The organism is Pseudomonas sp. EggHat1, from assembly GCF_014892995.1.
GTDB classification, from domain to species: domain Bacteria; phylum Pseudomonadota; class Gammaproteobacteria; order Pseudomonadales; family Pseudomonadaceae; genus Aquipseudomonas; species Aquipseudomonas chaetocerotis.
Genome location: NZ_JACKQK010000008.1, coordinates 59391 through 86195, shown reverse-complemented (window position 1 = coordinate 86195; position 26805 = coordinate 59391). Strand labels below are relative to the sequence as shown.

Genomic DNA, 26805 nt, shown 5'->3' with positions numbered 1-26805 from the left:
ACCTGGGCCGCCTCAGGTATCGAGATGGCCAGCCAGAAACTGCTGCATACGACGCTGCATCAGGCGTCCTTCATTACCCAGGCAGGCAATGGGCGAACCAGCCAGGCTCTCCTCTGCCAGATCGGCACTGTCACCGGCCAGCAGCAGCGGACATGCCAGACCCAGCGCCAGGCGCGCCAGTTGCCGCGGGAACTCCTCACCTGGCGGCTGATTGCTGAAGACCACCAGTGCCTGGGGCTGCATGCGTTCACAGACCAGGGCCAGGTCGGTCATGGGTACGCCAGGGCCCATCACCGACACGCCGACGTCCTGATTGCCTAACAGCAACGCTGCAACCAGCAACTCCAGTTCCCGACAGTGACCCGGTAGCGCCACCAGCAGCACGCACTCACGCGAATCATCGCGCCCCAACTGCAGACGCTGCCAGCAGCGCCCACGCAGGAAACCGTCGAGCATCAGCCACTCGCCACGCAGGCCGACTTCGTCCTGGCGCAGCAGCAACTCCTGCCAGACCGGCATGAAAATGTCCTGGAACACGACCGGCAGCGGATAGCAGGAGAAAATCTGCCCATACAAGCGCTCGAGACGAGGCTCATCGAAATTCTGCAGCGCACTGCGCACCTGGCCCTGCCACTGACTCCAGTCGTCACTGCTGACTTCGTTGTAGGCCGGCGTGGCGACGCTGCGACTGCTGGCGCTCTTGGCCAGGATCGAGCCGACCTTGCTGACCGCGACGCCACGCTCGATCCAGGCGAGGATGCTGCGCACGGCATCGATATCGGCCTGTGAGTAGAGACGATGGCCGCTGTCGGTACGCGTCGGTTGAATCAGGCCGTAACGCCGCTCCCAGGCACGCAGGGTGACCGGATTGACGCCGGTAAGGCGAGAAACCTCGCGGATGGGGAACAGCTCTTCCTGCTTCAAAGCGCTGGACGCAAGCGATGTGACGGAGGCGAGTTCTGGCATGGCTTCGGGCATCACGGCAACGAATATGAGCGCATTGTAACCCAGCTAAGGCAGGCTTACATTGTGCAAGAACTGTACAAGGTGATTTCATGCACAACCTTGCCTGGCCATTGACCCTCTACTACGACGGTGACTGTCCGCTCTGCGCACGCGAAATCGGCATGCTCAGGCGGCATGCGTCACCACAGCGACTGCTGCTGGTAGATATTGCCGCCGCTGACTTCGATCCGATGCCGCTGGGTGTGCCCCTGAACGCGATGCAGGATCGCCTGCACGCACGCTGGGCCGATGGCGAGTGGTTGCTGGGCCTTGATGCCAGCTTGTGGAGCTGGGAGGCGGCCGGACTGGGAATCTGGGTTGCGCCGCTGCGTTGGCGACCGCTGCGTCCGCTGCTGGAGTGGGGCTATCGGTTGTTCTGCCGCCTGCGCCCCCACTTGGCGCGACTTCCGCACCCTGACGGTGCAACACGTTGCCGTAAAGGCAAGGTTTGCTCCGGCCAACGTCCGCCATCAGGCAGGGCTGGCTAATTTCCGCAAAACGGGAATAATCCTTGCTGCATTGTTCGTCGAGCACAACACCCCGTGTTCGACCACGCCCAACGCCATACCCCGGCTGACGGCAACACTCGAGGAGATACACAATGTCCCCCGTTACCCTGATGGTGGCGCGCCGCGTTGCCAATGGCCGTTATCACGATTTCATCGCCTGGCTACGTGAAGGCGAACACCTGGCCACCGACTTCCCTGGCTACCTCGGCTCCGGCGTACTGGCACCGCCTGCCGGTGATGATGAGTTCCAGATCGTTTTCCGTTTCAGCGACGAACAGACCATGGCTTCCTGGGAGCACTCGGCCTCACGCCAGGCCTGGCTGCAGCGTGGTGCGGGCCTTTTTGCCCAACCGCAGGAAAAGCGCGCAGTCGGCCTTGACGCCTGGTTCGGCAGTACCCATCGACAGCCTCCGCGCTGGAAGCAGAGCGTGGCGATCTGGCTGGCGTTCTTTCCGGTATCCCTGGCTTTCAATCTGCTGCTGGGCCCCTGGCTCGCCGACCTTTCGTTGGTCACCCGCGTGCTGTTGTCGACACTGGCCTTGACGCCGCTGATGACCTACTGGTTCATCCCACTTTCCACTCGCCTGCTGGAGCCCTGGCTACAAGGTAACTACCCGCAGCGCCTGGGCAGACGAACCGCCAGCATCGGCAAGCCCTGAAAGCATCCATCTCTACCACTCGGCCAGCCTCGTGCTGGCCGATTTTGTTGTACAAGCAACCAATATCTGTACAAAAATAACAATGCGTACAGGTAAAGTACAAAATCCGCCTCTCGGCCTCCTCAGTAAAAATCCTTAAAACTCAGCAAAATAGGCTAATTCACTCAGCCTGATAGCAAAACCACATGCCGCACATGGTTGTACAACCTGCGACTCTGGTATAGCTTTATCCACGGCCTGGTGAGTACCGCCTGCCACTGGTCAGGTATCCCGAGGCGGTACGAGCCAGGCCTTCATTTCTTTCTCACGAGTTGCACATGAGCGCTGCCAGCTTCCCAATTCTGATCACCGGCGCCGGCCAGAGGGTCGGCCTCTACTGCGCCGAACGTCTGCTCGACGAAGGCCAGCCGGTGATCATCAGCTACCGCCAGATGCGTGACGATATTGCGCAGCTGCGTGAGCGCGGTGCCATCGCCCTGCAGGCTGATTTCAGTGATGAGAGCGGCATCATGGCGTTCATCGAGCTGGTCAAGGCGCAGTGCAGCGGCCTGCGTGCGATCGTGCACAACGCCTCGCAGTGGCTGGCGGAAACGCCAGGCGAAGAAGCGCAGGTCTTTCGTCAGCTGTTCAGCGTGCACATGCTTGCGCCCTACCTGATCAACCTGCATTGCAGCGAGCTGCTGCTGCAGTCGCAACACGCCGACATCGTGCACGTGAGTGACGACGTGGTGCGCAAGGGCAGCGCCAATCGCCCCGCGTACTGCGCGAGCAAGGCGGGCCTGGAAAGCCTGACGTTGTCGTTCGCCGCGCGCTTGGCGCCACGCATTAAGGTCAACACCATCGCTCCGGCGCTGTTGATGTTCAACGATGGTGACGACGACGCCTACCGGACCAAGACCTTGGCCAAATCGGCGCTGGGCATAGAACCCGGCCCGCAGGCCTTCTACCAGACTTTGCGCTATCTGCTGGACAACGCCTACATGACCGGAACGACACTTACCCTCAACGGCGGCCGCCACCTCAAGTGAGGCGACTGCTCAGGACACTGCCATGAGCCAACCCCTTTCCCAGCAATACCGCGAAATTCTCGTAGGCCTCGGTGAAAACCCGGAGCGCGAGGGTCTGCTCGATACGCCCAAACGCGCGGCCAAAGCCATGCAGTACCTCTGCCATGGTTACCAGCAGTCGCTGGAGGAGATCGTCAACGGCGCGCTGTTCGAGTCCGACAACGACGAGATGGTGATCGTCAAGGACATCGAGCTGTACTCGCTGTGCGAGCACCATCTGCTGCCCTTCATCGGCAAGGCGCATGTCGCCTACATCCCCACCGGCAAGGTGCTCGGGCTGTCCAAGGTCGCGCGCATCGTAGACATGTACGCGCGGCGCCTGCAGATCCAGGAAAACCTCACCAAGCAGATCGCCGATGCCATCGCTCGCGTGACCAATGCTGCTGGTGTGGCGGTGGTGATCGAGGCCAAGCACATGTGCATGATGATGCGCGGCGTTGAGAAGCAGAATTCGGTGATGAGCAGCTCGGTGATGCTTGGCGCCTTCCGCGAGTCCTGCAACACTCGCCACGAATTTCTGCAATTGATCGGACGGAACAACTAATGCCGCGACTGGAACCCGGAATGGCGCGCATCCGCGTCAAGGACCTGCGCCTGCGCACCTACATCGGCATCAAGGAAGAAGAGATCAACAACAAGCAGGACGTGTTGATCAACCTGACCATCCTCTACCCCGCCGTCGATGCGGTAGAGGTCAACGATATCGAGCATGCGCTGAACTACCGCACCATCACCAAGGCCATCATCGCTCATGTCGAAGGCAATCGCTTCGCCCTGCTCGAACGCCTGACTCAGGAGATTCTCGACCTGGTGATGACCCATCAGGCCGTGCGTTACGCCGAAGTGGAAGTGGACAAACCTCATGCCCTGCGTTTCGCCGAGTCGGTCTCCATCACGCTCGCCGGTCATCGCTGACAGCCGCTTTGCGCGGCTTGCCGCTCTCCGGCGAGGCTCTTATCATCGCCGCCACCCATTCCCGGAGAGCCCACCATGACCGAGCAAGAACGCCTCGAACTGGAAGCTGCAGCCTTTCGTGCGCTGGTGCAGCACCTGCGCACACGTCCTGACGTGCAGAACATCGACCTGATGAACCTGGCCGGTTTCTGCCGCAACTGCCTGTCCAAATGGTACAAGGCCGCGGCCGACGACCTCGGTGTCGAAGTGAGCGCCGACCAGGCCCGCGAGACGGTGTACGGCATGCCCTATGCCGACTGGAAGGCCAAGTATCAGCAAGAAGCCTCGGCCGAGCAGAAAGCCGCATTTACCAAAGGAAAGCATGAATGACCGCGCTCAACGAGCTGCGCAAGCGCCTGCAACAAGACGACTACGCCTTCAGCGAAACCCTGGCCTTCGTCGCCGAGCACTACGACTATCAACCCAGCGCCTTCCGTAACGGTGATGTGGAGAACGCTGCCGGACAGAACGAAGGCTCCTGCAAGACCCTGGGCCTGGCCCTCCTGGAAGGCTTGAGCAAGGACGAAGCGCTGCGCGCCTTCGGCGAGCACTACCGCAGCGTGCTGGCCACGCCACAAGGCAGTGATCACAGCAACATTCGCGCATTGATGAACCACGGCCTGGACGGCGTGAAGTTCGAGCAGCAACCGCTCAAACCCAGAATCTGAATCTGTAGCGCAAAAAACTGCGCAACTGTCGGCAAAGGCTGACAGACATCACATTGCCATCACGCTATGCTGCGCGCCATCACAACATGGAACACGAGGGAACGTGTTCTGCGCGCAGCCGCCGCCCTTCCCTCCTGTTTCGCGCTCGGCATGGAGTCGACCGATGCAGCAAACCCTGGTATGGAAACCGTGGTGCAATCCTGGCGTGGAAACCCTGCGCCTGAGTCAGGATGCCAATGGCATCCAAGCCACCAGCCATCTCATGCAGGTCATCAAGGGCAACAGCATCGTTGCCAATTACATGATCGATTGCGATCCGGGCTGGCGCTTCCGCCGCCTCTGGCTCAAGGTCGACAACCATGGCCAGCGCAACCTCTGCCTACAGCGTGATCTGCGTGGCAACTGGCTGCTCAACGGCGAACCGCGCGCTGATCTGCTGCAATGCCAACATGTCATGCTCTCGGCCTCGCCCTTCACCCACACACCTGCCCTGCAGCGCAGTGCGCTGGAGACTGGCCAGAGCGATGAGATGCAAGTCGCCTATATCGACATGCTCAGCCTCAAGGTGGAACCACGCCGGCAGCGCTACCAGTGCCTGCGTCGCCACCCTGGTGAAAGCCTCTACCGCAGCCAGGCAGAAGGTCATGCTCATGAAGAACTGAGCGTCGACGACCACGCGCTGCTGCTCAAGGCTGAGCAGCAATACCTGCGCCTGAGCCAGCGCGACCTGAAAGTCAGCGCACTGGTGTAACGGCACACCAGTAGGGTGCGCCGCGCGCACCGAAGTTTTCGCTGGCATTCTGGTGCGCACGACGCACCCTACGGCCGGTACCACTCAGATCGGCAGTTGCCCGAACGCCCAGCGCAGCAGGAAGAACACCAACAATCCACCTCCAATGGTTGCCAGCAGGTGCCGCGTGAAAGCGGCGATGGCAATGGCAACCAGGCCCGCCAACAGGTAGGCGTTGTTCCAGCTCAGCGACCAACTCTGCCCATCCGGCATGAGCATGCCGGGCACGACAATGGCCGTCAGCACTGCAGTCGGCACGTAATGCAGCCCCTGCCTGATCAACGGCGGAAAACGCAGCTCAGGGAACGCGAACAGGCTGTAGCGGGTGACGAAGGTGATCGCCAGCATGCCCAGGATCAGCAACCAGATATCCATCAGACCAGCTCCTCCTCCAGCATCGGCTTGCGCCGCTCCAACCACACGCCGACGACGATGCCACTGGCCGCGGCCGCCATCAGCCCGAGCTTGTACGGCAGCTCATGACACGCCAGCGCCACGCCTGCCGCGACCAGAGCCGCAGCGACCTGCGGCTGATTGCGCAGCATGGGCACGACAATACCGATGAAGGTCGCCAGCATGGCGAAATCCAACCCCCATTCACCGATGTTCGGCACCGCCTGGCCGAACAGCACGCCGGCCAGCGTGCACAGCTGCCAGTTGCAGTACATGGCCAGGGCCGCGCCGAGAAAGTACCAATGGCGGTAAGCGCCCTTGTCACCACGCGTGTAGCGCTGCACCACCACCGCATAGGCCTCATCGGTGAGCCAGAAAGCCAACGGCATGCGCCAGCGCTTGGGCAGATGGCGCACGTATGGCTGCAGGCTGGCGCTGTACAGGGCATGGCGCAGATTGACCACGAAGGTGGTCAGCAACACCACGGCAATACCGGCGCCGCCGCTCAACAGGCTGATGGCGATGAACTGCGCTGAGCCTGCGAATACCAGCACGGACATGCCCTGCGTCTGCCAGGGATCGAGCCCGGCAGCACCTGCCAGGCTGCCGAAGATGATGCCGAAAGGAATGGCGCCGAGCAGCATCGGCAGCATATCGCGGGCGCCCTGAGTGAATTCTTGATGACGAGACATGGAACCTCCTTGAGCAGGCGAGCTTAGCCAAGCGCCTCGAGCAGGTCTTGAACGTTCTTGCTCTAAATGAAAAGAGGCTGGGCCAACGAGGGCATCTCTTCTATTGTGTGACGCCCTCTCCACGGATCACCTCAGTTGGATGCATATGGATCTGCAAATTTTCATCGTCACCACAGCCCACATCAGCGAATTTCCCAACCCGATCACTTTCACCGAGGGTGCGCCGCTCACGGTTGGCGAGGCGTATCAGGGCGACGAAGGCTGGGATAACTGGTTCCTCTGCAGCACACCTGGTCAGGAAGCCGGCTGGGTTCCCGGCCAGGTCATCGAACGGCTTGATGACGTGCACGCCCGCGCACGCGAGGCCTATACCGCCCGTGAGCTCGATGTACGCGTCGGCGAGCGGCTGAGCGCGTCGCGCAGCCTCAATGGCTGGTTCTGGTGTACACGCGAAGATGGCGTGGAATCAGGCTGGGTGCCGCAGGCCAATCTCACCGAATACGCGCCCAACTGTGTCGTGCAAGAAGAAGTCAGCGGCTGCGGTATTGCCGCAGCAGCCAACATTCTCGGCACGACCTACGCCGAGATGAAGGCAATCGCCAACGCCATGGGCATTCATGCCGAGGACGAATCCTTGTGGTCCGACAGCCAATACGTCAGGCGTTTGCTGGCCACGGGAGGTGCAACGGCCACCCCAGGCGAAGCGCCCTTCGTATCGTGGGAGCGCCTGCCGGATCTGGCTCTGCTGGCCATCAAGCACCACCAGAAGAACGATCGCGACTTCTGGCACTGGGTGGTCTTCGAACGCTCGCCAGGTCAGATGCACGTATTGGATTCGACCAGCTACCTGCCCTCGAACATCCGCACCGACTTCGGCGCCATGCAGCCAAAGTGGTACATCGAAGTGAACAGGCCCGGCGCTCAGCGTCCCGTGCAGAATGCGTCTGCGTCATCTCGATGAGGAGGATGCAGCCGCGACCTCTGGCCACGTCCAGCTAACGCTAATCCATCTTATTTAAATTACGTTAGCCTGCTAATCTTGGCGCCCCGCTTTCCTGCCGTTCGGATTGTTCATCGATGTCGCCGCTCCAGCGCTGCCTGCTGCCCTTCATGGCCCTGACTCTGATCGCTTGCGAGCAGCAACCGCACTTCACTGCGCCAGAACCTGGTGAGGCCCTGTCTGCGGGTGCGGCGACGGTACGCAAGTTCGATCACAACGCCTTCTCCCTGCCCTCGGCCAACCTGGCGCCAAGCCGTCGCCTGGATTTTGCCGTGGGCAACAGCTTCTTCCGCAATCCCTGGGTCACGGCGCCAGCCACCACCACCGCTCGCGATGGCCTGGGCCCGCTGTTCAATACCAATGCCTGCCAGAACTGCCACATCAAGGATGGCCGTGGCCATCCACCGGGGCCGGATGCAGTCAGCGCCGCCTCGATGCTGGTGCGCCTTTCAGTGCCGGCCGGCCCCGAGCATGCCGAAGTGCTGGTGCGTCAGGGCGTCGTCGCCGAACCCAGCTACGGTACCCAACTGCAGGACATGGCCAATCCTGGCGTAGCGCCCGAAGGCAAGGTCCGCCTGACTTACAGCAACGTGCCCGTGCGTTTTGCCGACGGCACCCTGGTGGAGTTGCGCAAGCCGCAGCTGGAAATCAGTCAACTCGGCTATGGGGCCATGCGCGCCGATACCTTGTTCTCCACACGTATCGCCCCGCCGATGATCGGCCTCGGCCTGCTCGAAGCCATTGCCGAAGCGGATATCCTGGCAGGCGCCGACCCGGACGACGCCGATGGTGACGGTATTTCCGGTCGCCCCAATCGGGTCTGGGACCGTCAGCAGCAGCGCAGCGTGCTCGGCCGTTTCGGCTGGAAGGCTGGCCAGCCCAATCTCAATCAGCAGAATGCCGACGCCTTCGCCAATGACATGGGCCTGACCAGCTCGCTGATCCCTCACGACAACTGCACAGCGGCGCAGGGCGATTGCCTGGCCGCGCCCCATGGCGGCGAACCGGAGGTCAGCGACAATATCCTGGCCAGCGTACTGTTCTACAGCCGCAGCCTGGGTGTGCCGGCGCGGCGTGACGTCGACGCGCCCGAGGTGCTCAAGGGCAAGAGCCTGTTCCATCAGGCCGGCTGCCAGAAATGCCATACACCCAGCTTCACCACGTCGGCCGATGCGGCGGAGCCGGAACTGGCCAACCAGTTGATCCGCCCTTATACAGACATGCTGCTGCACGACATGGGCGATGGATTGGCCGATGGCCGCGAGGAGTTTCTCGCCACCGGTCACGAATGGCGCACGGCGCCGTTGTGGGGCATTGGCCTGACGCAAGCGGTCAATGGTCACACTCAGTTCCTGCATGACGGCCGTGCGCGCAACCTGCTGGAAGCCATTCTCTGGCACGGTGGCGAGGCCGAAGCGGCCAAGCTGCATGTGCTGAAATTCGATGCCGACGAGCGAGCAGCGCTGCTCGCCTTCCTGAATTCCCTCTGAGGAGCCTGCGATGTTGCACAAAACCCTGATCGCCTCCCTGCTCGGCCTGGCCCTGGTCGGCTGTGGCCAGCAGGACCCGCAAGCCAAGGTCAGTGCCGCGCTGACCGATGGCGTCCTGTTACCGGCTTACAGCAGTTGGCAGGAAGCTGACCGTCAACTGGCGGCGAGTGCCGAAGCCTTCTGCGCAGGCAGCACCGATCTGAGTGCCGCGCGCCAGGCCTTTCTCGGGGCACAGAGCGCCTGGGCCGGCCTGCAGCCATTGCTGGTCGGGCCGCTGGCCGAAGGCAACCGCGCCTGGCAGATCCAGTTCTGGCCTGACAAGAAGAACCTGGTACAGCGCCAGGTCGAAGCCCTGCTGAAGAACAAGCCGCAGCTGAGCGCGGATGACCTGTCCAATGCCAGCGTGGTGGTTCAGGGCCTCACCGCCTACGAATACATGCTGTTCGACCCCAACCTGGACCTCGCCCAGGCCGAACAGAAAGCGCGCTATTGCCCACTGCTGCAAGCCATCGGTAAGCACCAGCAGGCTCTGGCGGCGCAGATCGTCGGCGAATGGCAGGCCAAGCCTGGCATGGCCGAACAGCTGAAGACATTCCCCAACGAGCGCTACGCCGACTCCAACGAAGCGATCGCCGAACTGCTGCGCGTTCAGGTCAGCGCCCTGGATGGCCTGAAGAAGAAACTCGGCGCCCCGATGGGTCGGCAGAGCAAGGGCATCGCCCAGCCTTACCAGGCCGAAGCCTGGCGCAGTGCCGGCAGCCTGGCCAACCAGGGCGCCGCACTGGCCAACGCCGAATTGCTGTGGCACGGCAGCAACCGTGACGGTATTCAGTCACTGCTGGGCGACGACCAGGCTGACCTGGCAAAACGTATCGACGCCGCTTACCAGGACACCCGCCAACGCCTGGCAGCACTCGACAGCCCCCTGGGTGAGCTGCTCGCCGATGAAGCCGGTCGCACTGCCCTGAACGAGCTGTACGACAGCCTCAATCGCCTGCACCGCCTGCAGGAAGGCGAACTGGCCAGGGCGCTCAACGTGCAGATCGGCTTCAACGCCCACGACGGGGACTGAGCATGCAACGCAGAGCCTTTCTCGGCCTCAGCGCCGCCGCTGCCAGCCTGGCGGCGGCAGGCGCCTTCGGTGGCTGGACGCTGTTCGGCCCATCGGGACAGCCGCTGCTTTTGTCGGCCCGTGACGACGGTGACGGCAAACACTATGCGGTCGGCTATCGCCTCGACGGCGAACGCGCCTTCGCCACACAGGTGAACGAGCGCTGCCACGATGTGGTGCCGCACCCGAGCTTGCCTATGGCGCTGTTCGTCGGCCGCCGCCCGAGTACCGAAAGCTACCTGATCGACACGCGCGATGGTCGCCTGCTGCAGACGCTCAGCTCGCCGGCCAGCCGCCACTTCAACGGCCATGCGGTGTTCCACAAGGGCGGTGAGTGGCTGTACGCCACCGAGAACGACACCACTGAGCCAGGCCGGGGCGTCATTGGCGTTTATCGCCTGCAAGGTGAGCATCTGCTGCGTGACGGTGAGCACAGTAGCCACGGCGTCGGCCCGCACCAGCTGCTGTGGATGCCCGATGGCGAAACCCTGGTGGTGGCCAATGGCGGCATTCGCACTGAAGCGGAAAGCCGCGTGGACATGAATCTCGACGCCATGCAGGCCAGCCTGGTGCTGATCAGGCGCGACGGCAGCCTGGTCAGCCAGGAGTATCTGGCCGACCAGCGCAACAGCATCCGCCACCTGGCCGTGGCCCGTGACGGCACGGTGGTCAGCGGCCAGCAGTACATGGGCGACCTGCATGATCAGGTGCCGCTGCTGGCAATCAAGCGCCCCGGCCAACCGTTCCAGCCTTTCGCCCTGGGCGAGACGCAACGCGTGGCCATGAACCAGTACACCGCCAGCGTGGCGATCCACGATGAATTGCGCCTGCTGGCGATGACCGCACCGCGCGGCAACCGCTTCTTCATCTGGGACCTGGACAGCGCCCAGGTGCGTCTGGATGTGCCATTGCCGGACTGCGCAGGCGTCGGCGCGGTTGCCGACGGTTTCGTGGTCACTTCGGGCCAGGGACGCTGCCGGCTGTACGACTGCCGCGGTGAGCGCATCGTCACCAACGCCCTGCAGCTACCTGCCGGCTTGTGGGACAACCACTTGCGCCTGGCCTGACGGGCTCAGGCGCTGCCGCGCTCGATCAGTTCGAACCCGACGTCCAGGCGCAGTGGCTGGCGTGCCGCCGCCGGTTCGGCGAAGCGCGCCAGCAGGGCATCGGCGATAGCGCAGCCGATACGCGGTCCGTCCACCCGCACGGTGGAAAGCGGCGGGTAAGTGTGCGCCGCACTGGACAGGTCGCCGAAACCCATCACCGCAAGATCTTCAGGGATGCGCAGGCCACGGCTGAGCGCCTCGGCCATCACGCCTTGTGCCACGGTGTCGGAGCTGCAGACCACCACCTCGCCAGCGGCACCCTCCTGCAGCAGGCGCGCCAGGCCTTCGCGGCCAACCGCCAAGGTCGCCGGCGCAGGCAGGATCTGAGCCGCCACCGGCGCTGCAGCGTGCCCCTGCAGCGCGCCGACCAGACTGCGATAACGACGCATACCACGCGGGTCATCGATGCCCACCGCCGAGACCCGGCGGTAGCCCTTGCCGATCAGATAGCGCGCCACCGCCTGGCCCACGGCCTCGTGCGAAAAGCCGACCAGCATGTCCACCGGGTGCTCACACAGATCCCAAGCCTCGACCAGCGGGATACCGACTCGCGCCAGGCGCTCACGGCTCGCCAAGGTGTGCTCGGTGCCAGTCAGCACGATACCGTCCGGTCGACGACCCAACACGGCCTCGAGCAAGGCTTCCTCCTGCTCGGGGCTGTAGCCGGTAAGACCCAGCAAGGTCTGGTAACCGGCAGCCGCGAGGCGGTCAGTCAGCGCCTGCACGGTGTCAGCGAAAATCGAGTTGGCAATGGTCGGCAGGAAGATTGCCACCAGCCGGCTGCGACTGGACGCCAGAGAGCCTGCCGCGAGATTCGGCACATAACCGGTCGCCCGTACCGCCTCCAATACGCGCTTGCGGGTGGTATCGGTAACCACTTCGGGGCGGCCCAGTGCCCGCGATACGGTGATCGGCGACACCCCCGCCACCCTGGCGACATCGATCAGTGTCGGGACCGCACTGCTGCGGATGCCAGCAGGTTTCCTGCCCATGTCACGCCTCCAGTCATTCGAGCGCCTCGCATCATAGAGGTACTTCATTTCAGCCGAGATACGTTGTCATACAACTTTAGTCATATAAGCTCCGAGAATGCCGGGCCTGCACCTGCCTGAGACCACTCGCGCGATGTTCAAATACACTGTACGAACACAAGAGAACACCGTATTAGAGCCTACCGAGCTGCAGTTTCCCTTACTAATCATGAGTGTTTTACAGGTTGGAGCTGCTCAGTGAAACGCAGACTGAAGACCTCAATTTCCCCCCACTGTCGCGTTGACATTACCTGGGATGGTGCTGATAATCGGTCCAAGTCATACGACAACGTATGACAAACCAATAACAACAAGCAACAAGAGTCCAGGCCCCGCCATGACCACGATCTCCAGCGAACTGCGCCCCTTCAATCGCCTGCTGCTGACCGGCGCTGCCGGCGGGCTGGGCAAGGTACTGCGCGAACGTCTGCGCCCCTACGCCACTATCCTGCGTCTGTCCGACATCGGCGAGATGGCACCGGCTGCCGGCCCCCACGAAGAAGTGGTGCGCTGTGATCTGGCAGACAAAGCCGCCGTGCATCAACTGATCGAAGGCGTCGACGCCATCCTGCACTTCGGTGGCGTCTCGGTCGAGCGCCCCTTCGAAGAAATTCTCGGCGCCAACATCTGTGGCGTATTCCATGTCTACGAAGCGGCGCGCCGCCATGGCGTGAAACGCGTTGTATTCGCCAGTTCCAACCACGTCATCGGTTTCTACAAGCAGGACGAACACCTCGACGCCAACTGCCTGCGTCGCCCGGATGGCTACTACGGCCTGTCCAAGTCCTACGGTGAGGACATGGCCAGCTTCTACTTCGATCGCTACGGCATCGAAACCGTCAGCATCCGCATCGGCTCCTCGTTCCCCGAACCCGCCAACCGCCGCATGATGAGCACCTGGCTGAGCTACGACGACCTTACCCACCTGCTCGAACGTTGCCTGTATACCGAGAACGTCGGCCACACCGTGGTTTACGGCATGTCGGATAACCGCGATGTGTGGTGGGACAACAGCAAGGCCGCGCACCTGGGCTTCACGCCCAAGGACAGCTCGGAAGTCTTCCGCGACAAGGTGCAAGCGCAGCCCATGCCGGCCGCTGACGACCCGGCGCGCATCTACCAGGGTGGAGCCTTCGTTGCCGCCGGCCCGTTCGGCGACGACTGAACAGCACCCCTCGACCGCCCCAAGCCATAACAACACGTAGAGCGCCACAGCCATGACAGCCGAACTGATTGTCGATGCGCGCAACGCCACGGGTGAAAGCCCGGTGTGGAACGCTGCCGAACAGGCTCTTTACTGGGTCGACATCCCTGCCGCCCGCCTGCATCGCTGGTCCGCGGCCGACGGCAAGACGCAGAGCTGGCAGGCCGACGAGATGCTCGCCTGCATCGCCATGCATCCTGCCGGCGGCTGGATCGCCGGCATGCAGAGCGGCATCTTCCATCTGCGTCCGCAAGACGATGGCAGCGTACAGGCAGAGCGCCTGGCACAGGTCGAACATGCCCGCCCGCAGATGCGCTTCAACGACGGTCGCTGCGACCGCCAGGGTCGCTTCTGGGCCGGCACCATGCTGCTGGATATGGCCGCCGGTGCCCGCGTCGGCGCGCTGTATCGCTACGACGGTCAGTTGCAACAGGTGCTCGACGACTTCATCGTGCCCAATGGCCTGGCCTTCAGCCCCGACGGCCGCATCATGTACCTGTCTGATTCGCATCCCAGCGTGCAGAGCGTCTGGGCCTTCGACTACGACATCGACAGCGGCACGCCGCACAACCGCCGCCTGTTCATCGACATGACACAGCACCCGGGCCGCCCCGATGGCGCGGCGATGGATGTCGACGGCTGCTACTGGATCTGCGGCAACGACGAAGGCCTGGTCCACCGTTTCACCCCCGACGGCCGCCTGGATCGCTCGCTCGCCGTGCCGGTGAAGAAGCCCGCCATGTGCGCCTTCGGTGGCGCCAATCTGGACACCCTGTACGTGACCTCGATCCGCCCCGGCGGCGATCTCTCCGACCAGCCACTGGCAGGTGGTGTATTCGCCCTGCAGGCCGGTGTACGCGGCATCGAGGAGCCTGCCTTCCAACCCTGATCCGATTCACCCCGGGCCGCTCGCGGCACCGGACTCAAGCTGCTGTAAACCAACAACAACAAGACGGAGTTTTCCGCATGAACCTCAAACGCAAGTTGCTTCTCGCCACACTTCCGCTAGCGCTCGGTCTGTCCTCCTTCGTACAGGCCGAGACGACCCTGAAGATTGCCGAAATCCACCCTGCTGGCTACCCGACCGTAGTCGCCATGGAAAACCTCGGCAAGAAGCTGGAAGCTGCCACCAACGGCGAGATCAAATCCCGCATGTTCGCCGGCGGCGTTCTCGGCTCCGAGAAGGAAGTCATCGAGCAGACCCAGATCGGTGCCGTCCAGCTGACCCGCGTCAGCCTCGGTTCGGTCGGTTCGGTAGTTCCGGCCACCAACGTCTTCAACATGCCGTTCGTGTTCCGCGACGTCGACCACATGCGCAAGATCATCGACGGTGAGATCGGCCAGGAAATCCTCGACGCCATCACCAACTCCGACTTCAACATGGTCGGTCTGGCATGGATGGACGGCGGCAGCCGCAGCCTCTACACCAAGAAGCCGATACGCAGCATCGAAGACCTGAAAGGCATGAAGATCCGCGTAATGGGCAACCCGCTGTTCATCGACACCCTCAACGCCATGGGTGCAAACGGCATCGCCATGGACACCGGTGAAATCTTCAGCGCTCTGCAGAGCGGCGTGATCGACGGCGCCGAGAACAATCCGCCTACCCTGCTCGAGCACAACCATTTCCGCTCCGCCAAGTACTACACCCAGACCCACCACCTGATCCTGCCCGAGCCGCTGCTGATGTCCAAGACCACCTGGAACAAGCTGACGCCGGAACAGCAGGAACTGGTCAAGAAACTGGCCAAGGAAGCGCAACTGGAAGAGCGCCAGCTGTGGGACGAGAAGAGCGCCAGCAGCGTAGAGAAACTCAAGGCTGAGGGCGTCGAATTCATCGAAGTCGATACCAAGCCCTTCTACGATGCTACCGCCCCGGTTCGTGAGAAGTACGGCGCGCAGTTCGTTGACCTGATTCAGCGTATCGAAGCCGTTCAGTAATCCACGCGCAAGCGCGCGGCGCCGGCACCTCGCCTGCGCCGCGCAACCGGTGAAGCCTCATGAAAAACCTGGTTCTGGGCGTCAACGACGCCATCTACCGTGCCTGTATCGCGACCGCCGGCCTGGCGATCGTGATCATGGCTTTGATCATCCCCTGGGGCGTATTCAGCCGTTACGCGCTGGGTCAAGGACTGGGCTGGCCCGAGCCTATTTCAGTGCTATTGATGGTGCTGTTCACCTTCGTCGGTGCCGCTGCTGGCTACCGTGCGGGGGCCCACATGGCTGTGACCTCACTGACCGATCGCCTGCCACAAACACTGGTACCGCTGATCACGCTGTTCGTACGTCTGGTCATGGGCGGCATCGCGCTGTTCATGCTGATTTGGGGTTACAAACTCTGCGTAGCGACCTGGAACCAGTACCTCAGCACCCTGCCCTCGGTACGCGTCGGCATCAGCTACATGCCAATCCCGGTGGGCGGTTTCATCACCCTCCTGTTCGTCATCGAACAACTGCTCTACGGCGATCAACACAAGCGCCGTGCCGTCGACTTCGAACACACTGAAGATTCCAAGGAGGCCGCGTAAATGGATGCCGCCATTCTTTTGGGCAGTTTCATTGTCCTTATCCTGCTACGCGTCCCCGTTGCTTATTCGCTTGGCGTTTCCGCACTGATCGGCGCCTGGTGGATCGATATCCCCCTGCATGCCGTGATGATCCAGATCGCCGGTGGCGTGAACAAATTCTCCCTGCTGGCCATTCCGTTCTTCGTCCTGGCCGGCGCAATCATGGCCGAAGGCGGCATGGCCCGGCGCCTTGTGGCGTTCGCCGGGGTGCTGGTCGGCTTCGTCCGTGGCGGCCTGTCGCTGGTCAACATCACCGCTTCGACCTTCTTCGGCGCCATATCCGGCTCCTCCCTGGCCGATACCGCCTCTGTCGGTTCGGTGCTGATCCCGGAAATGGAAAAGAAAGGCTATCCGCGCGAGTTTTCCACCGCCGTGACCGTTTCCGGCTCGGTGCAGGCACTGCTCACCCCGCCCAGCCACAACTCGGTGATCTACTCGCTGGCCGCTGGCGGCACGGTGTCCATCGCGGCTCTGTTCGTCGCTGGCATCGGCCCGGGCCTGCTGCTCAGCTTCACCATGGCCGCGCTGTGCCTGTGGTTCGCCAAGAAGCGCAACTACCCCAAGGGCGAAGTGATTCCGCTGCGCCAGGCACTGAAGATCTGCGTGGAAGCACTGTGGGGCCTGATGACCATGTTCATCATCCTCGGCGGCATCCTCAGTGGCGTGTTCACCGCCACCGAATCGGCGGCTGTCGCGGTGGTCTGGGCGTTCTTCGTGACCATGTTCATCTACCGCGACTACAAGTGGCGTGAACTGCCGAAGATGCTGCACCGCACCGTGCGCACGCTGTCGATCGTGATGATCCTCATCGCCTTCGCCGCCAGCTTCGGCTACATCATGACCCTGATGCAGATTCCGTCGAAGATCACCACGGCGTTCCTGACCTTCTCGGACAACCGCTACGTGATCCTGATGTGCGTCAACTTCATGCTGCTGGTGCTGGGCACGCTGATGGACATGGCGCCACTGATCCTGATCCTCACGCCGATTCTGCTGCCAGTGGTGACGTCCTTCGGCGTCGACCCGGTGCACTTCGGCATGATCATGCTGGTCAACCTCGGTATTGGACTGATCACGCCACCGGTAGGTGCGGTACTCTTCGTCGGCGCCGCAATCGGCAAGGTCACCATCGAAAACACCGTGAAGGCACTGCTGCCGTTCTACATCGCGCTGTTCGCCGTGCTGATGGCCGTTACCTACATCCCTGCCATTTCGCTGTGGCTGCCGAGCGTCGTGCTCTGACAGCAACCGGGCATTGAACGACAACGCCGCCCAATCGGGCGGCGTTTTGCTTTAGGGCCTGATTTTCAGGCTATGACAACAGGATTTCGTCATGCAAGGTTCCACCCCATTTGCGCGTCACATCGCCGTCCTGATCCTCGCAACACTGGCTTGCTCGTTCGCGGGTAACCACATCGCTGCGCGGATCGCCTTCGACCACGACACCGGGCTGCTGCTGGCCATGCTCGCGCGTGCCGGCGTGACCCTGGTCGCGCTGGCCGCTCTGGTACTGTGGCGACGTGAATCGCTGAAACTGGGTCGCGCCACCTGGAGCTGGCAGATCTTGCTGGGCCTGCTGATCGCCATTCAAAGCTTCTGCATCTACTCGGCCGTGGCGCGCATTCCCGTGGCCCTGGCGCTGCTGGTAGTCAACCTCTCGCCAATCCTGCTGGCACTGCTCACCTGGGCGCTCGGCGGTGCAGCGCCAACCCGACAGGCGCTGGCCATCATGGGCGTGATCCTCTTCGGCCTGGTGTTGGTGCTCGACGTTCCTGGCCGCCTGGCCAGCAGCGATGCGCCGGACGGCGAGTGGATGGCAGGCATCCTGTTCAGCCTGACGGCTGCCGCCGTTTTCGCCGTGGCGTTGTGGATCACCGAAAATCGCCTGTCGAAAATCGCTGGCTCGGTACGCAGCATGCTGACCCTGGCCGTGGTGTTCAGCGCCTCGGCCCTGCTGGGCAGCAGCGGCCTTATTCCTGGCGGTTTGAGCCTGCCCAATGCCAGCACCGGCTGGATCGCACTGGCCTGCCTGGTCCTGCTCTATGGTGCAGCTTTTTCAACCCTGTTCATCTGCATGCCGCGTCTGAACATCGCGCGCAATGCACCGGTGATGAACATGGAGCCGGTGGCCGGCATGATCCTGGGCTGGCTGATTCTGGGGCAGGTATTGGGAGCCCTGCAGGTGATCGGCGGTTTGATCGTGGTCGGCGGTATCGTCGCCCTGGCCTATCGGCGCTAGAGCGCGCCATGTGCGCTGATTTTTTCTCACTGCCAAAAGACACTCGGCGGCCCAGGGCCGCCGAGTGTCTGCGGGGAGTTTCAGCCGTGCAGCGCTTCCGCCTCGGCCGCTTCGTGCGCCTGACGCAGGCGCTCGCGGCTGTTGGTCAGGTGCAGACGCATCGCTGCCCGCGCCGCCTCGGCATCCTGGCGCGCGATGGCTTCGAAGATCTGCTCGTGCTCGCGCTCCAGACGCGCCATGTAGTGGGTCTGGTCGTCACGCGCCAGGCTGGCGGAATTGACCCGAGTGCGCGGGATGATGCTGGTACCCAGGTGACTGAGAATATCGGTGAAGTAGCGGTTGCCGGTAGCCTCGGCAATGCGCAGATGGAATTGGAAATCAGAGGACACCGCATCGCTGGCATGCATCGCGCTCTCGTTGATGGCATCCAGTGCCTCGCGGATAGCCTTCAGCTGTACGTCATTACGGCGCTGAGCTGCCATCCCGGCAGACTCCACCTCAAGACTGATACGCAGTTCAAGAATGGCCAGCACGTCGCGCAAGGTGACGATGGTTGCCGGATCGATGCGAAAACCACTGGCACTGGGCGTATCCAGCACGAAAGTGCCGATGCCGTGACGGGTCTCGACCAGCCCCGCTGCCTGCAAGCGCGACAAGGCCTCGCGCACCACGGTACGGCTGACGCCCTGCTCTTCCATGATCGCCGACTCCGTCGGAAGCTTCTCACCGCGCTTGATCAGCCCATCGCGAATGCGCTGCGACAGATCGGCTACCAACTCCTGGGCCAGGCTGCGGTGCTTGCGACGAGCACGAGGTTGAGCGTTTTGCGTTTCCATGGCGGACGAATTCTCGATTTAGGACTTGAGGCTTTGCAGCAATGATAGCCTAGCAGTTGTACGATGACACTATGAATTCCCGACAATTACAGCCCCCGGAGCGTCAAATGCCAACGACTCTGCTGACCCTGAGCGATAGCCTGACCCAGTTGACCCTTGCCCCGGAACTGGGCGCAAGCCTGGTCAACTGGGTGCGCCTGAGCGACGGCCAGCCGCTGCTTCGCCATAGCGACCAACAGGCGCTGGCTGCCGCCAATCCCAGACGATTGGCCTGCTACCCGTTGCTGCCCTGGTCCAACCGTATTGGCGGCGGCGGTTTCGCTACCCCTGACGGCTGGCAAGCGCTTGATGCCAATACCGAACACGAACCTCTGCCGATACATGGCAGTGCCTGGCAACAACCCTGGCAGATAGTCAATGCGACGTCCGACAGCGCCGTCCTGGAACTGCGTAGCCAAACACCTTTTCCCTATCGCGCCACTCTCCACGTACAACTCACTGACGGCCGTCTGCGCCTGACGTTACACGCCACACATCTCGGCGAGCAGCCCACCTGGTATGGACTCGGCCTGCATCCTTATCTGCCGCGCACTGCACACACGCGCGTGCAGGCGCAAGCAGGCGGCGTCTGGTTGTGCAGCGAGGACAAACTGTCCAGCCAGTGGATTGAGTTACCGCAGACCTGGAACTTCGACGAGCCCGGCTTGTTGCCGCAGCAACTTGTCGATAATGCGTTTACCCAATGGCCAGGGCGCGCTCGTATCATTCAACCAGACGCAGGTTATCAGCTCGTCTGCGAGGCGCAGGGCAGCGATATGTTTCTGTTGTTTTGCCCGCAAGCGCAGAACTTCTTCTGTTTCGAGCCCGTCACTCACCCGGTCAACGCCCACCATTTGCCGGGGCAACCAGGGCTAAGATTACTGGCAGCGGAGCAAAGTGTTCAGATGAGTTTCAGCCTGCATTACCAGACGCTTGCAGACTGATCACTGGACATTCAAAGGGTATTGGCGATAATACCCGCCAGTTGCCCAATGCAACTTTTCTCGAAAAAAAGTTACAGATAGATAAGTAACTGAAGAGAAAGGAGAAAGATGCAAAGCGTGAAACTTTGCAAACTGTTCTCCCGGCCAACCAAGGCAAAGCACTTTAGATTGATCCCTCAGCGCAACAGTGAAACCTGGTGTTTCGGCTGTTGTGTGGGTCGATCACAACCTACAGGTAAAAACAGTGACGAAAGACGAACTGCGCGCCGAACTCGAGCGCCAGGCGCAGCGTTACAAGGATGTATACGGCGGAGAAGTCATCACCTACGCCGCCCAGCCGGACCCCGACCGCAAACCCTGGCGCAAGAAGCCCAGCCTGCTCGACCAGGCCTTCGAGAAAGAAATCGAGAAAATCGAGAAAGAACGCCAGGACAAGCAGGACGCAGCCGACGAAACCGCCGGCTAGTGACACGCTGCCCCAGGCTCCCCGTAGCCGGGGAAGTTCTGGAACAGGCTTTCTACCGTCACTCCCGCGAAGGCGGGAGTCCAATTGCTCTTGAGCCGCCTCCGCGGGAATGACGGCTTTTCCAGCACTTACCTAACGCTTCCTGCTACCCGTCAGCGAGCCCATGAGCCCCCGCACCAGTTGCCGACCAATCTGGTTGGCGGCCTGGCGCAGCGCGGTCTTCATCGCGCTGCCAATCAGATCACTGGCCATATCGCCCAGCCCCGGCTCCGCCTTCCGCTTCTCTGCCGGCTCGACTGGCTCGACTGGCTCGACATTGCGAGCCTGCTCGGCACGCGCGGTGAGCAGCTCATAGGCCGACTCGCGATCGACAGGCTTGTCGTAGCGCCCAGCCAGCGGCGACTGACGCACCAATGCCGCACGCTCGGCCTCATTCAGCGGGCCGATACGCGACTGCGGTGGCGCGATGGCCACGCGCTGAACCATGGCCGGTGTGCCTTTTTCCTCCAGCGTGCCAACCAATGCTTCACCAATCCCCAGTTCGGTGAGCACGCTGAGCGCGCTGAATGCCGGGTTCGGGCGAAAACCATCGGCCACTGCGCGCAGGGCCTTCTGCTCCTTGGCCGTGAACGCGCGCAAGCCATGCTGAATACGCAGGCCGAGCTGAGCCAGGACATCGTCCGGCAGATCGCTCGGCGACTGGGTGACGAAATACACCCCGACGCCCTTGGAGCGAATCAGCCGCACCACCTGCTCCAGGCGCTCCTGCAGCGCCTTGGGCGTACCCTGAAAGAGCAGGTGCGCCTCGTCGAAGAACAGCGCCAGTACCGGTTTGTCGGCGTCACCGCGCTCCGGCAGTTGTTCGAACAGTTCGGCCAACAGCCACAGCAGGAAGGTTGCATACACCTTGGGCGCCTCATGAACCAGGCGGGAGGCATCGAGCAAGTGCACGCGCCCGCGACCATCGCGATCAGGGTGTAGAAGGTCTTCGAGCTGCAACGCCGGCTCGCCGAACAGGGCCTCGGCCCCCTGCTGCTCCAGCCCTGCCAGGCGACGTAACAACGCCTGTGCCGAGGAGCTGGTGAACAATGCACTGTCCTCCCCCAGCACGTGCGGATTGTCCTTGAGGTAGCCGAGCAGCGCCTTCAGGTCTTTCAGGTCGAGCAGCAACAAACCTTCGCGGTCAGCCACCTTGAACGCCGCGTAAAGCGCAGCCTGCTGGCTGTCAGTCAGCTCGAGCAGTGCGCCAAGCAGCAGCGGCCCCATCTCGCTGAGAGTGGTACGCAGTGGGTGGCCGCTCTGACCGTGTACGTCCCACAGCGTCACCGGATAGGCCTGCGGCTGATGATTCAGCCAGGGCATGCTGGCGATGCGCTCGGCGACCTTGCCTTGCGGCGCACCGGCAGCGCCCAGGCCACACAGATCACCTTTTACATCAGCGGCGAACACTGCCACCCCGGCGTCGCTGAACGTCTCGATCAACCGTTGCAGGGTCACCGTCTTGCCGGTGCCAGTAGCGCCAGCGATAAGACCGTGACGGTTGGCCAGGCGCAAAGGCTGACCAACCGCCTGACCATCACTGCCAGCACCCAATACGAACTGTGAATTCAAAGGCATCTTGCCATCCCCTGGGTTAAAGCTTTACTGCAGTTATACCGATACAAACAGCAGAACAAACAGTTATTCCCTCTGCCGCAACAGCCCGCGAAAACGCTCTTGAAAGCGCAGCCGCGGAATACAAGACTGGTTCCAGAGCCATCCGGACGCAAGACAACATGAGCAAAAACCTGCAGTTCAGCCACAAGATTCTGCTCGCGGCCTCCCTGGTAGTGATTGCCGCCTTCTCGCTGTTCACCCTCTACAACGATTACCTGCAGCGCAACGCCATCCGCGAGGACCTGGAAAGCTATCTGCATGAAATGGGTAACGTGACCGCCAGCAACATCCAGAACTGGTTGTCCGGACGCATCCTGCTGGTGGAAAGCGCAGCGCAGTCGATCAGCAACGACAGCGAGCCGGATCGTGTGGTCAAACTGCTGGAGCAGAAAGCGCTGACCTCTTCCTTCGCCTTTACCTATCTGGGCACCGAAAGCGGCGGTTTCACCATGCGCCCGGACGAGCAGATGCCTGCCGACTACGACCCACGCACTCGCCCCTGGTACAAGGACGCCCTGGCTGCCGGCGGTACCACCCTTACCGAGCCTTACGTCGATGCCGCTACCGGTGAACTGATCATCACCATCGCCACCCCGGCCAGGCCAGCTGGTGTGGTCGGTGGCGACCTGAGCCTGCAGATCCTGGTCAACATCATCAATGCACTGGACTTCGACGGCATCGGCTATGCCTTCCTGGTCAGCGCCGATGGCAAGGTTCTGGTGCACCCGGACAAGAGCCTGGTGATGAAGAACCTCAAGGACATCTACCCGCAGAACACGCCACGCATCAGCAGCGAATTCAGCGAGGCGCAGCTCGATGGCAACACCCGCATTCTGACCTTCGCACCAGTCCAGGGCCTGCCCTCGGTCAACTGGCACATCGGCCTGTCGATCGACAAGGCCAAGGCCTATTCCATGCTCACCGAGTTTCGCGCCTCGGCGATCATCGCCACGGTGATTGCCGTGGTGCTGATCATTGCCCTGCTCGGCCTGCTGATCCGTGTACTGATGCAGCCGCTGACAGCCATGGGCAAGGCCATGCAAGACATCGCCCAAGGCGAAGGCGACCTGACCAAGCGCCTGGCGATCCAGTCCAATGACGAATTCGGCGCCCTGGCGCGCTCCTTCAATCAGTTCGTCGAACGCATCCACAGCTCCATCCGTGAAGTGTCATCGGCAACCGTTCAGGTCAACGAAGTCGCCAAGCTGGTGGTCAATGCTTCCAACTCCTCGATGGTCAACTCCGACGAACAGGCCAGCCGCACCAACAGCGTGGCAGCTGCCATCAATCAGCTCGGCGCGGCTGCGCAGGAAATCGCCCGCAATGCCGCCGATGCCTCGAGCCAGGCATCGGATGCCCGCCATCAGGCAGAAGACGGCGGCAAGGTGGTGCAGCAAGCGATCAGCTCCATGAGCGAGCTGTCGAACAAGATCAGCGATGCCTGCGCCAAGATCGAGATGCTCAACAGCAAAACGGTGGACATTGGCCAGATCCTCGAAGTGATCAAGAGCATCTCCCAGCAGACCAACCTGCTGGCGCTCAACGCCGCCATCGAGGCGGCTCGTGCCGGCGAGGCCGGGCGCGGTTTTGCCGTGGTTGCCGACGAGGTGCGCAACCTGGCACACCGTACCCAGGAGTCAGCGCAGGAAATCGAGAAAATGATCGAGGAACTGCAGGTCGGATCGCGAGAATCCGTCACTACCATGACCGAGAGCCAGCGCTATAGCGAAGAAAGCGTGGACATCGCCAACCAGGCCGGCGAACGACTGGGCACAGTGACCGCCCGCATCGGCGAGATCGATGGGATGAACCAGTCGGTTGCCACCGCCACCGAGGAGCAGACCTCGGTGATCGAGTCACTGAACATGGACATCATCGAGATCAACACCCTCAACCAGGAGGGCGTGGAAAACCTGCAAGCCACCCTGCGCGCCTGCGGCGATCTGGAGCAGCAGGCCGCGCGCCTCAAGCAGATGGTCGACAGCTTCCGAATCTGAAACAGCCAGTAACACGAAGGGCGCCGCAGCGCCCTTCTCGATTATCGCTCATGCTCAGGTTTGTCTTCGGCCTGCTCCTGCAGTTGACGCCACAATTCGGCGGCATCGGCAAAGTCGGTCCCGTCGTCTTCGCTCAGGGCATCGGGGTCGTATCGCCGTACACAGCCTTCGCCCAGAGTCGGCGGCGCCTTTGAGGTGGCTTTTTCCAGTGGATCGGTCATGCCGTTCGAGCCTCCATCAACTGGCCTCCAGAGAGCCCTGCTCGTGCTGGGCGAACTCCTTGACGGCGCGCAGCACGTCGCAACGACTGATCTGCCCCACCAGACGACCGTGCTCGATCACCGGCAATCGCCGCCGCCGCCCCCGCAGAAAGCGCTCGGACAACTCGATGATGTCGGCCTCCGGGCTCACCGTCTCGACGTCGGTGGTCATGTAGGTGCTGACGGTGCCACCAACAGCTTCGTAGTAGGCACCGGAGAGAATGCCACGCAAGCAGTCACCCTCCGACAGCAAACCAATCAGATGGCCCTGGGAATCGACCACTGGCGCACCGGAAATCCGATGTTCCAGCAATCGATTGATGGCGGTGAACAGATCGGTATCCGACCTGAAGGTCACCAGATGGCGAGTCATGTAGTCGCGCACCTTGATGGACTTGAGCATGGGCGTTCTCCTCTGACGTACATCGAGCCGGCCCACGCAGCAGGATCAGTCGAATACCACTGTCTTGTTGTCGTGTACCAGCACTCGGTCTTCCAAGTGATAGCGTAGCCCACGCGCCAGCACCATCTTCTCCACATCCTTGCCCAGACGCACCATTTCCTCGGTATCGTCGCGATGGGTCACGCGTACCACGTCCTGCTCGATGATCGGCCCGGCATCCAGCTCCTCGGTGACGTAATGCGAAGTGGCACCGATCAGCTTCACGCCGCGCAACGAAGCCTGGTGGTAGGGTTTGGCGCCGACGAACGACGGCAGGAAGCTGTGATGGATGTTGATCACGCGCTGGGCAAATTCGGCGCACAACGCCGGTGGCAAAATCTGCATGTAGCGCGCCAGGACGATGACATCGGCCCGATGTTCCTTGACCAGCCGCTCCACCTCGGCGAAGGCCGGCGCCTTGTCCTTGGGATCGACCGGAACATGGAAGTAAGGAATGCCGTGCCACTCGACCATGCTGCGCAGATCGTCATGGTTGGCGATTACGCAGGGAATCTCGCAATCGAGTTCATTGCTGTGCCAACGGTGCAACAGATCAGCCAGGCAGTGCGACTCGCGACTGGCCATCAGCACCACGCGCTTCTTCTGCGCCGAATCGGTGATACGCCACTCCATGGAGAACTCGCGGGCAATGGGCGAGAACGCCTGCTTGAAACCATCCAGATCGAACGGCAGCGAGTCGGCACGGATTTCGTGACGCATGAAGAACCAGCCACTCTGTGTATCGGAGTGGTGACTGGCTTCGGTAATCCAGCCGTTATAGGTAGCGAGGAAATTACTGACTTTGGCAACGATGCCGACGCGGTCAGGGCAGGAGATGACCAATCTGAACGTGCGCATAACTAAACCCCACTGGCGGCGCAAAAAGTCGGCCATTCTAACGATTTTCCGGCAAAACTGCAGCAGCCACGCACCTGCAAAAGCACGCGACCGGGCACCCGGAAAGTGCCCTATTTGAGCGCACCGAAAACTTCAGGGCCTAGTTGCAGTAGCCGGTTTAATTCAAGCCTGAGCGACACATAGGGTTGCAGTACACTTCAGTTATTTTGTGGCCTGCTGTTTACTTGCTAAAAGTGCATGACTATTATTAGGCCACTGTTGACTACCACAGTCTTATTCACGCCAAGGTAATGCCCATGTCGCTGATCAACGAATACCGCAACATCGAAGAAAGCATCAAAGAGCTCCAAGAGCGTCTGAAGAACATGTCGCAAGACGACAAGCTGAAGAAAGAGCTGGAATTCGAAGGCAAGCTGCGCACCCTGATGGGCGAATATCAGAAGTCGCTGCGCGACATCATCGCCCTGCTCGATCCTGAAGCCAAAACCGGCAAAGGCGTACGTGCCAGCAAGCCTGTTGCTGCCAAGCGTGCGCGCAAGGTCAAGCAGTACAAGAACCCGCACAGCGGCGAAGTGATCGAAACCAAAGGCGGCAACCACAAGACTCTGAAAGAGTGGAAAGCCAAGTGGGGCGCCGACGTCGTCGAAGGCTGGGCCACTCTGCTGGGCTAATTCCTGAGCGACACCCAAAACGCCAGCCTTGCTGGCGTTTTTTATTGTCGATATTTTTCAGGCTTAACCGTTTTAGGCAATTGCCTGCACCCGCAATTACGCTGAACGAACGAAAAACTTCCGCCCCTACATTTTGCTTACACAGTACTGA

31 protein-coding genes are annotated in these 26805 nt (G+C 61.7%); 22 read left to right on the top strand and 9 right to left on the bottom strand.

Annotated features, from left to right (window positions below):
• Positions 1-12: 12 nt before the first annotated feature.
• Positions 13-966, bottom strand: a complete 954-nt coding sequence (locus INS93_RS14390; RefSeq protein ID WP_192983121.1) for a MerR family transcriptional regulator — start codon at positions 964-966, stop codon at positions 13-15.
• Between the two features lie 89 nt (positions 967-1055).
• Between INS93_RS14390 and INS93_RS14385 the strand changes: the two genes are divergently transcribed.
• The 8 genes from INS93_RS14385 to INS93_RS14350 all read left to right on the top strand — a co-directional run bounded on the left by INS93_RS14385 (position 1056) and on the right by INS93_RS14350 (position 5613).
• The gene (locus INS93_RS14385; protein ID WP_192983118.1) at positions 1056-1493 is read left to right on the top strand and encodes a thiol-disulfide oxidoreductase DCC family protein; all 438 of its coding nucleotides are present in this window, start codon (positions 1056-1058) and stop codon (positions 1491-1493) included.
• Positions 1494-1606: 113 nt separating this feature from the next.
• Positions 1607-2173: an antibiotic biosynthesis monooxygenase gene (locus tag INS93_RS14380; protein WP_192983114.1), complete on the top strand. Its 567-nt coding sequence runs from the start codon at positions 1607-1609 to the stop codon at positions 2171-2173.
• A 317-nt stretch (positions 2174-2490) separates the two neighbouring features.
• The gene (folM, locus tag INS93_RS14375; protein WP_192983111.1) at positions 2491-3201 is read left to right on the top strand and encodes a dihydromonapterin reductase; all 711 of its coding nucleotides are present in this window, start codon (positions 2491-2493) and stop codon (positions 3199-3201) included.
• 22 nt (positions 3202-3223) lie between these two features.
• Positions 3224-3784 (top strand): GTP cyclohydrolase I FolE, encoded by a 561-nt coding sequence (gene folE / locus INS93_RS14370; RefSeq protein ID WP_100546926.1) that lies wholly within the window; start codon positions 3224-3226, stop codon positions 3782-3784.
• The gene (folX, locus tag INS93_RS14365) at positions 3784-4155 is read left to right on the top strand and encodes a dihydroneopterin triphosphate 2'-epimerase (protein WP_003462464.1); all 372 of its coding nucleotides are present in this window, start codon (positions 3784-3786) and stop codon (positions 4153-4155) included. The genes folE and folX overlap by 1 nt, the downstream gene beginning before the upstream one ends.
• A gap of 75 nt (positions 4156-4230) precedes the next feature.
• Positions 4231-4524 (top strand): DUF1244 domain-containing protein, encoded by a 294-nt coding sequence (locus INS93_RS14360; protein WP_192983108.1) that lies wholly within the window; start codon positions 4231-4233, stop codon positions 4522-4524.
• Complete coding sequence (locus tag INS93_RS14355; protein WP_192983105.1) at positions 4521-4862, top strand: HopJ type III effector protein; 342 nt, start codon at positions 4521-4523, stop codon at positions 4860-4862. The genes INS93_RS14360 and INS93_RS14355 overlap by 4 nt, the downstream gene beginning before the upstream one ends.
• 163 nt (positions 4863-5025) lie before the next feature.
• A complete protein-coding gene (locus INS93_RS14350) occupies positions 5026-5613 on the top strand; it encodes a putative glycolipid-binding domain-containing protein (RefSeq protein ID WP_192983103.1) in 588 nt (195 codons plus the stop codon).
• An 84-nt stretch (positions 5614-5697) separates the two neighbouring features.
• On the opposite strand, the gene INS93_RS14345 is transcribed toward INS93_RS14350, so the two are convergent.
• Together INS93_RS14345 and INS93_RS14340 are read right to left on the bottom strand one after the other, a co-directional pair.
• Positions 5698-6027: an AzlD domain-containing protein gene (locus INS93_RS14345; protein WP_192983100.1), complete on the bottom strand. Its 330-nt coding sequence runs from the start codon at positions 6025-6027 to the stop codon at positions 5698-5700.
• Entirely contained in the window at positions 6027-6737 is a 711-nt protein-coding gene (locus tag INS93_RS14340) for an AzlC family ABC transporter permease (RefSeq protein ID WP_192983098.1), read from the bottom strand. The genes INS93_RS14345 and INS93_RS14340 overlap by 1 nt, the downstream gene beginning before the upstream one ends.
• Positions 6738-6882: 145 nt before the next feature.
• On the opposite strand from INS93_RS14340, the gene INS93_RS14335 reads away from it, so the two are divergent.
• From INS93_RS14335 to INS93_RS14320, 4 genes are all read left to right on the top strand, one after another.
• Positions 6883-7698, top strand: coding sequence for a hypothetical protein (locus tag INS93_RS14335; protein WP_192983095.1), 816 nt, complete (start codon positions 6883-6885; stop codon positions 7696-7698).
• Positions 7699-7814: 116 nt separating this feature from the next.
• A complete protein-coding gene (locus INS93_RS14330; protein ID WP_192983091.1) occupies positions 7815-9227 on the top strand; it encodes a di-heme oxidoredictase family protein in 1413 nt (470 codons plus the stop codon).
• Between the two features lie 10 nt (positions 9228-9237).
• The gene (locus INS93_RS14325) at positions 9238-10299 is read left to right on the top strand and encodes an imelysin family protein (protein ID WP_192983089.1); all 1062 of its coding nucleotides are present in this window, start codon (positions 9238-9240) and stop codon (positions 10297-10299) included.
• 2 nt (positions 10300-10301) lie between these two features.
• Positions 10302-11405: a DUF1513 domain-containing protein gene (locus tag INS93_RS14320; RefSeq protein ID WP_192983086.1), complete on the top strand. Its 1104-nt coding sequence runs from the start codon at positions 10302-10304 to the stop codon at positions 11403-11405.
• Positions 11406-11410: 5 nt separating this feature from the next.
• Here INS93_RS14320 and INS93_RS14315 read toward each other — a convergent pair whose 3' ends face one another.
• On the bottom strand, positions 11411-12436 hold the full coding sequence (locus INS93_RS14315) for a LacI family DNA-binding transcriptional regulator (protein ID WP_192983083.1): 1026 nt from the start codon (positions 12434-12436) through the stop codon (positions 11411-11413).
• Between the two features lie 376 nt (positions 12437-12812).
• Between INS93_RS14315 and INS93_RS14310 the strand changes: the two genes are divergently transcribed.
• The 6 genes from INS93_RS14310 (at position 12813) to INS93_RS14285 (ending at position 18485) form a co-directional block, all read left to right on the top strand.
• Positions 12813-13640 carry an NAD-dependent epimerase/dehydratase family protein gene (locus INS93_RS14310; protein WP_160019741.1) on the top strand — a complete coding sequence of 276 codons (828 nt, stop codon included), beginning with the start codon at positions 12813-12815 and terminating at the stop codon, positions 13638-13640.
• A gap of 52 nt (positions 13641-13692) precedes the next feature.
• Complete coding sequence (locus INS93_RS14305) at positions 13693-14568, top strand: glucurono-1,5-lactonase (protein ID WP_192983080.1); 876 nt, start codon at positions 13693-13695, stop codon at positions 14566-14568.
• A 77-nt stretch (positions 14569-14645) separates the two neighbouring features.
• On the top strand, positions 14646-15620 hold the full coding sequence (locus INS93_RS14300; protein WP_160019743.1) for a TRAP transporter substrate-binding protein: 975 nt from the start codon (positions 14646-14648) through the stop codon (positions 15618-15620).
• Positions 15621-15679: 59 nt separating this feature from the next.
• The gene (locus INS93_RS14295; protein ID WP_192983078.1) at positions 15680-16207 is read left to right on the top strand and encodes a TRAP transporter small permease; all 528 of its coding nucleotides are present in this window, start codon (positions 15680-15682) and stop codon (positions 16205-16207) included.
• Positions 16208-17488 (top strand): TRAP transporter large permease, encoded by a 1281-nt coding sequence (locus INS93_RS14290; protein WP_192983076.1) that lies wholly within the window; start codon positions 16208-16210, stop codon positions 17486-17488.
• 91 nt (positions 17489-17579) lie between these two features.
• Positions 17580-18485, top strand: a complete 906-nt coding sequence (locus tag INS93_RS14285; RefSeq protein ID WP_160019746.1) for an EamA family transporter — start codon at positions 17580-17582, stop codon at positions 18483-18485.
• Between the two features lie 80 nt (positions 18486-18565).
• Here the strand turns inward: INS93_RS14285 and INS93_RS14280 are convergent, their stop codons facing one another.
• A complete protein-coding gene (locus INS93_RS14280; protein ID WP_160019747.1) occupies positions 18566-19321 on the bottom strand; it encodes a FadR/GntR family transcriptional regulator in 756 nt (251 codons plus the stop codon).
• Between the two features lie 107 nt (positions 19322-19428).
• Between INS93_RS14280 and INS93_RS14275 the strand changes: the two genes are divergently transcribed.
• Both INS93_RS14275 and INS93_RS14270 read left to right on the top strand, forming a co-directional pair.
• On the top strand, positions 19429-20304 hold the full coding sequence (locus tag INS93_RS14275) for an aldose 1-epimerase (protein ID WP_192983074.1): 876 nt from the start codon (positions 19429-19431) through the stop codon (positions 20302-20304).
• A 244-nt stretch (positions 20305-20548) separates the two neighbouring features.
• Positions 20549-20770 (top strand): hypothetical protein, encoded by a 222-nt coding sequence (locus INS93_RS14270; RefSeq protein WP_017675043.1) that lies wholly within the window; start codon positions 20549-20551, stop codon positions 20768-20770.
• Between the two features lie 132 nt (positions 20771-20902).
• Here the strand turns inward: INS93_RS14270 and INS93_RS14265 are convergent, their stop codons facing one another.
• Positions 20903-22387 (bottom strand): helicase HerA-like domain-containing protein, encoded by a 1485-nt coding sequence (locus INS93_RS14265; RefSeq protein WP_192983071.1) that lies wholly within the window; start codon positions 22385-22387, stop codon positions 20903-20905.
• 158 nt (positions 22388-22545) lie between these two features.
• Between INS93_RS14265 and INS93_RS14260 the strand changes: the two genes are divergently transcribed.
• Entirely contained in the window at positions 22546-24423 is a 1878-nt protein-coding gene (locus tag INS93_RS14260; protein ID WP_192983068.1) for a methyl-accepting chemotaxis protein, read from the top strand.
• Positions 24424-24464: 41 nt separating this feature from the next.
• Here the strand turns inward: INS93_RS14260 and INS93_RS14255 are convergent, their stop codons facing one another.
• Genes INS93_RS14255 through purU form a run of 3 tightly spaced genes read right to left on the bottom strand, consistent with a single transcriptional unit; the run spans position 24465 to position 25983 of the window.
• Positions 24465-24644 (bottom strand): hypothetical protein, encoded by a 180-nt coding sequence (locus INS93_RS14255; RefSeq protein WP_192983065.1) that lies wholly within the window; start codon positions 24642-24644, stop codon positions 24465-24467.
• 16 nt (positions 24645-24660) lie between these two features.
• Positions 24661-25086 (bottom strand): CBS domain-containing protein, encoded by a 426-nt coding sequence (locus INS93_RS14250; protein WP_160019753.1) that lies wholly within the window; start codon positions 25084-25086, stop codon positions 24661-24663.
• 45 nt (positions 25087-25131) lie between these two features.
• On the bottom strand, positions 25132-25983 hold the full coding sequence (purU, locus tag INS93_RS14245) for a formyltetrahydrofolate deformylase (RefSeq protein ID WP_160019754.1): 852 nt from the start codon (positions 25981-25983) through the stop codon (positions 25132-25134).
• Between the two features lie 296 nt (positions 25984-26279).
• Here purU and mvaT point away from each other — a divergent pair, with 296 nt between their 5' ends.
• Entirely contained in the window at positions 26280-26654 is a 375-nt protein-coding gene (mvaT, locus tag INS93_RS14240) for a histone-like nucleoid-structuring protein MvaT (protein WP_017675049.1), read from the top strand.
• Positions 26655-26805: the final 151 nt, after the last annotated feature.

Coding starts and splice junctions, on each gene's coding strand:
- INS93_RS14390 (WP_192983121.1), bottom strand. CDS start 966: ATGCCAGAACTCGCCTCCGTCACATCGCTTGCGTCCAGCGCTTTGAAG.
- INS93_RS14385 (WP_192983118.1), top strand. CDS start 1,056: ATGCACAACCTTGCCTGGCCATTGACCCTCTACTACGACGGTGACTGT.
- INS93_RS14380 (WP_192983114.1), top strand. CDS start 1,607: ATGTCCCCCGTTACCCTGATGGTGGCGCGCCGCGTTGCCAATGGCCGT.
- folM (WP_192983111.1), top strand. CDS start 2,491: ATGAGCGCTGCCAGCTTCCCAATTCTGATCACCGGCGCCGGCCAGAGG.
- folE (WP_100546926.1), top strand. CDS start 3,224: ATGAGCCAACCCCTTTCCCAGCAATACCGCGAAATTCTCGTAGGCCTC.
- folX (WP_003462464.1), top strand. CDS start 3,784: ATGCCGCGACTGGAACCCGGAATGGCGCGCATCCGCGTCAAGGACCTG.
- INS93_RS14360 (WP_192983108.1), top strand. CDS start 4,231: ATGACCGAGCAAGAACGCCTCGAACTGGAAGCTGCAGCCTTTCGTGCG.
- INS93_RS14355 (WP_192983105.1), top strand. CDS start 4,521: ATGACCGCGCTCAACGAGCTGCGCAAGCGCCTGCAACAAGACGACTAC.
- INS93_RS14350 (WP_192983103.1), top strand. CDS start 5,026: ATGCAGCAAACCCTGGTATGGAAACCGTGGTGCAATCCTGGCGTGGAA.
- INS93_RS14345 (WP_192983100.1), bottom strand. CDS start 6,027: ATGGATATCTGGTTGCTGATCCTGGGCATGCTGGCGATCACCTTCGTC.
- INS93_RS14340 (WP_192983098.1), bottom strand. CDS start 6,737: ATGTCTCGTCATCAAGAATTCACTCAGGGCGCCCGCGATATGCTGCCG.
- INS93_RS14335 (WP_192983095.1), top strand. CDS start 6,883: ATGGATCTGCAAATTTTCATCGTCACCACAGCCCACATCAGCGAATTT.
- INS93_RS14330 (WP_192983091.1), top strand. CDS start 7,815: ATGTCGCCGCTCCAGCGCTGCCTGCTGCCCTTCATGGCCCTGACTCTG.
- INS93_RS14325 (WP_192983089.1), top strand. CDS start 9,238: ATGTTGCACAAAACCCTGATCGCCTCCCTGCTCGGCCTGGCCCTGGTC.
- INS93_RS14320 (WP_192983086.1), top strand. CDS start 10,302: ATGCAACGCAGAGCCTTTCTCGGCCTCAGCGCCGCCGCTGCCAGCCTG.
- INS93_RS14315 (WP_192983083.1), bottom strand. CDS start 12,436: ATGGGCAGGAAACCTGCTGGCATCCGCAGCAGTGCGGTCCCGACACTG.
- INS93_RS14310 (WP_160019741.1), top strand. CDS start 12,813: ATGACCACGATCTCCAGCGAACTGCGCCCCTTCAATCGCCTGCTGCTG.
- INS93_RS14305 (WP_192983080.1), top strand. CDS start 13,693: ATGACAGCCGAACTGATTGTCGATGCGCGCAACGCCACGGGTGAAAGC.
- INS93_RS14300 (WP_160019743.1), top strand. CDS start 14,646: ATGAACCTCAAACGCAAGTTGCTTCTCGCCACACTTCCGCTAGCGCTC.
- INS93_RS14295 (WP_192983078.1), top strand. CDS start 15,680: ATGAAAAACCTGGTTCTGGGCGTCAACGACGCCATCTACCGTGCCTGT.
- INS93_RS14290 (WP_192983076.1), top strand. CDS start 16,208: ATGGATGCCGCCATTCTTTTGGGCAGTTTCATTGTCCTTATCCTGCTA.
- INS93_RS14285 (WP_160019746.1), top strand. CDS start 17,580: ATGCAAGGTTCCACCCCATTTGCGCGTCACATCGCCGTCCTGATCCTC.
- INS93_RS14280 (WP_160019747.1), bottom strand. CDS start 19,321: ATGGAAACGCAAAACGCTCAACCTCGTGCTCGTCGCAAGCACCGCAGC.
- INS93_RS14275 (WP_192983074.1), top strand. CDS start 19,429: ATGCCAACGACTCTGCTGACCCTGAGCGATAGCCTGACCCAGTTGACC.
- INS93_RS14265 (WP_192983071.1), bottom strand. CDS start 22,387: ATGCCTTTGAATTCACAGTTCGTATTGGGTGCTGGCAGTGATGGTCAG.
- INS93_RS14260 (WP_192983068.1), top strand. CDS start 22,546: ATGAGCAAAAACCTGCAGTTCAGCCACAAGATTCTGCTCGCGGCCTCC.
- INS93_RS14255 (WP_192983065.1), bottom strand. CDS start 24,644: ATGACCGATCCACTGGAAAAAGCCACCTCAAAGGCGCCGCCGACTCTG.
- INS93_RS14250 (WP_160019753.1), bottom strand. CDS start 25,086: ATGCTCAAGTCCATCAAGGTGCGCGACTACATGACTCGCCATCTGGTG.
- purU (WP_160019754.1), bottom strand. CDS start 25,983: ATGCGCACGTTCAGATTGGTCATCTCCTGCCCTGACCGCGTCGGCATC.
- mvaT (WP_017675049.1), top strand. CDS start 26,280: ATGTCGCTGATCAACGAATACCGCAACATCGAAGAAAGCATCAAAGAG.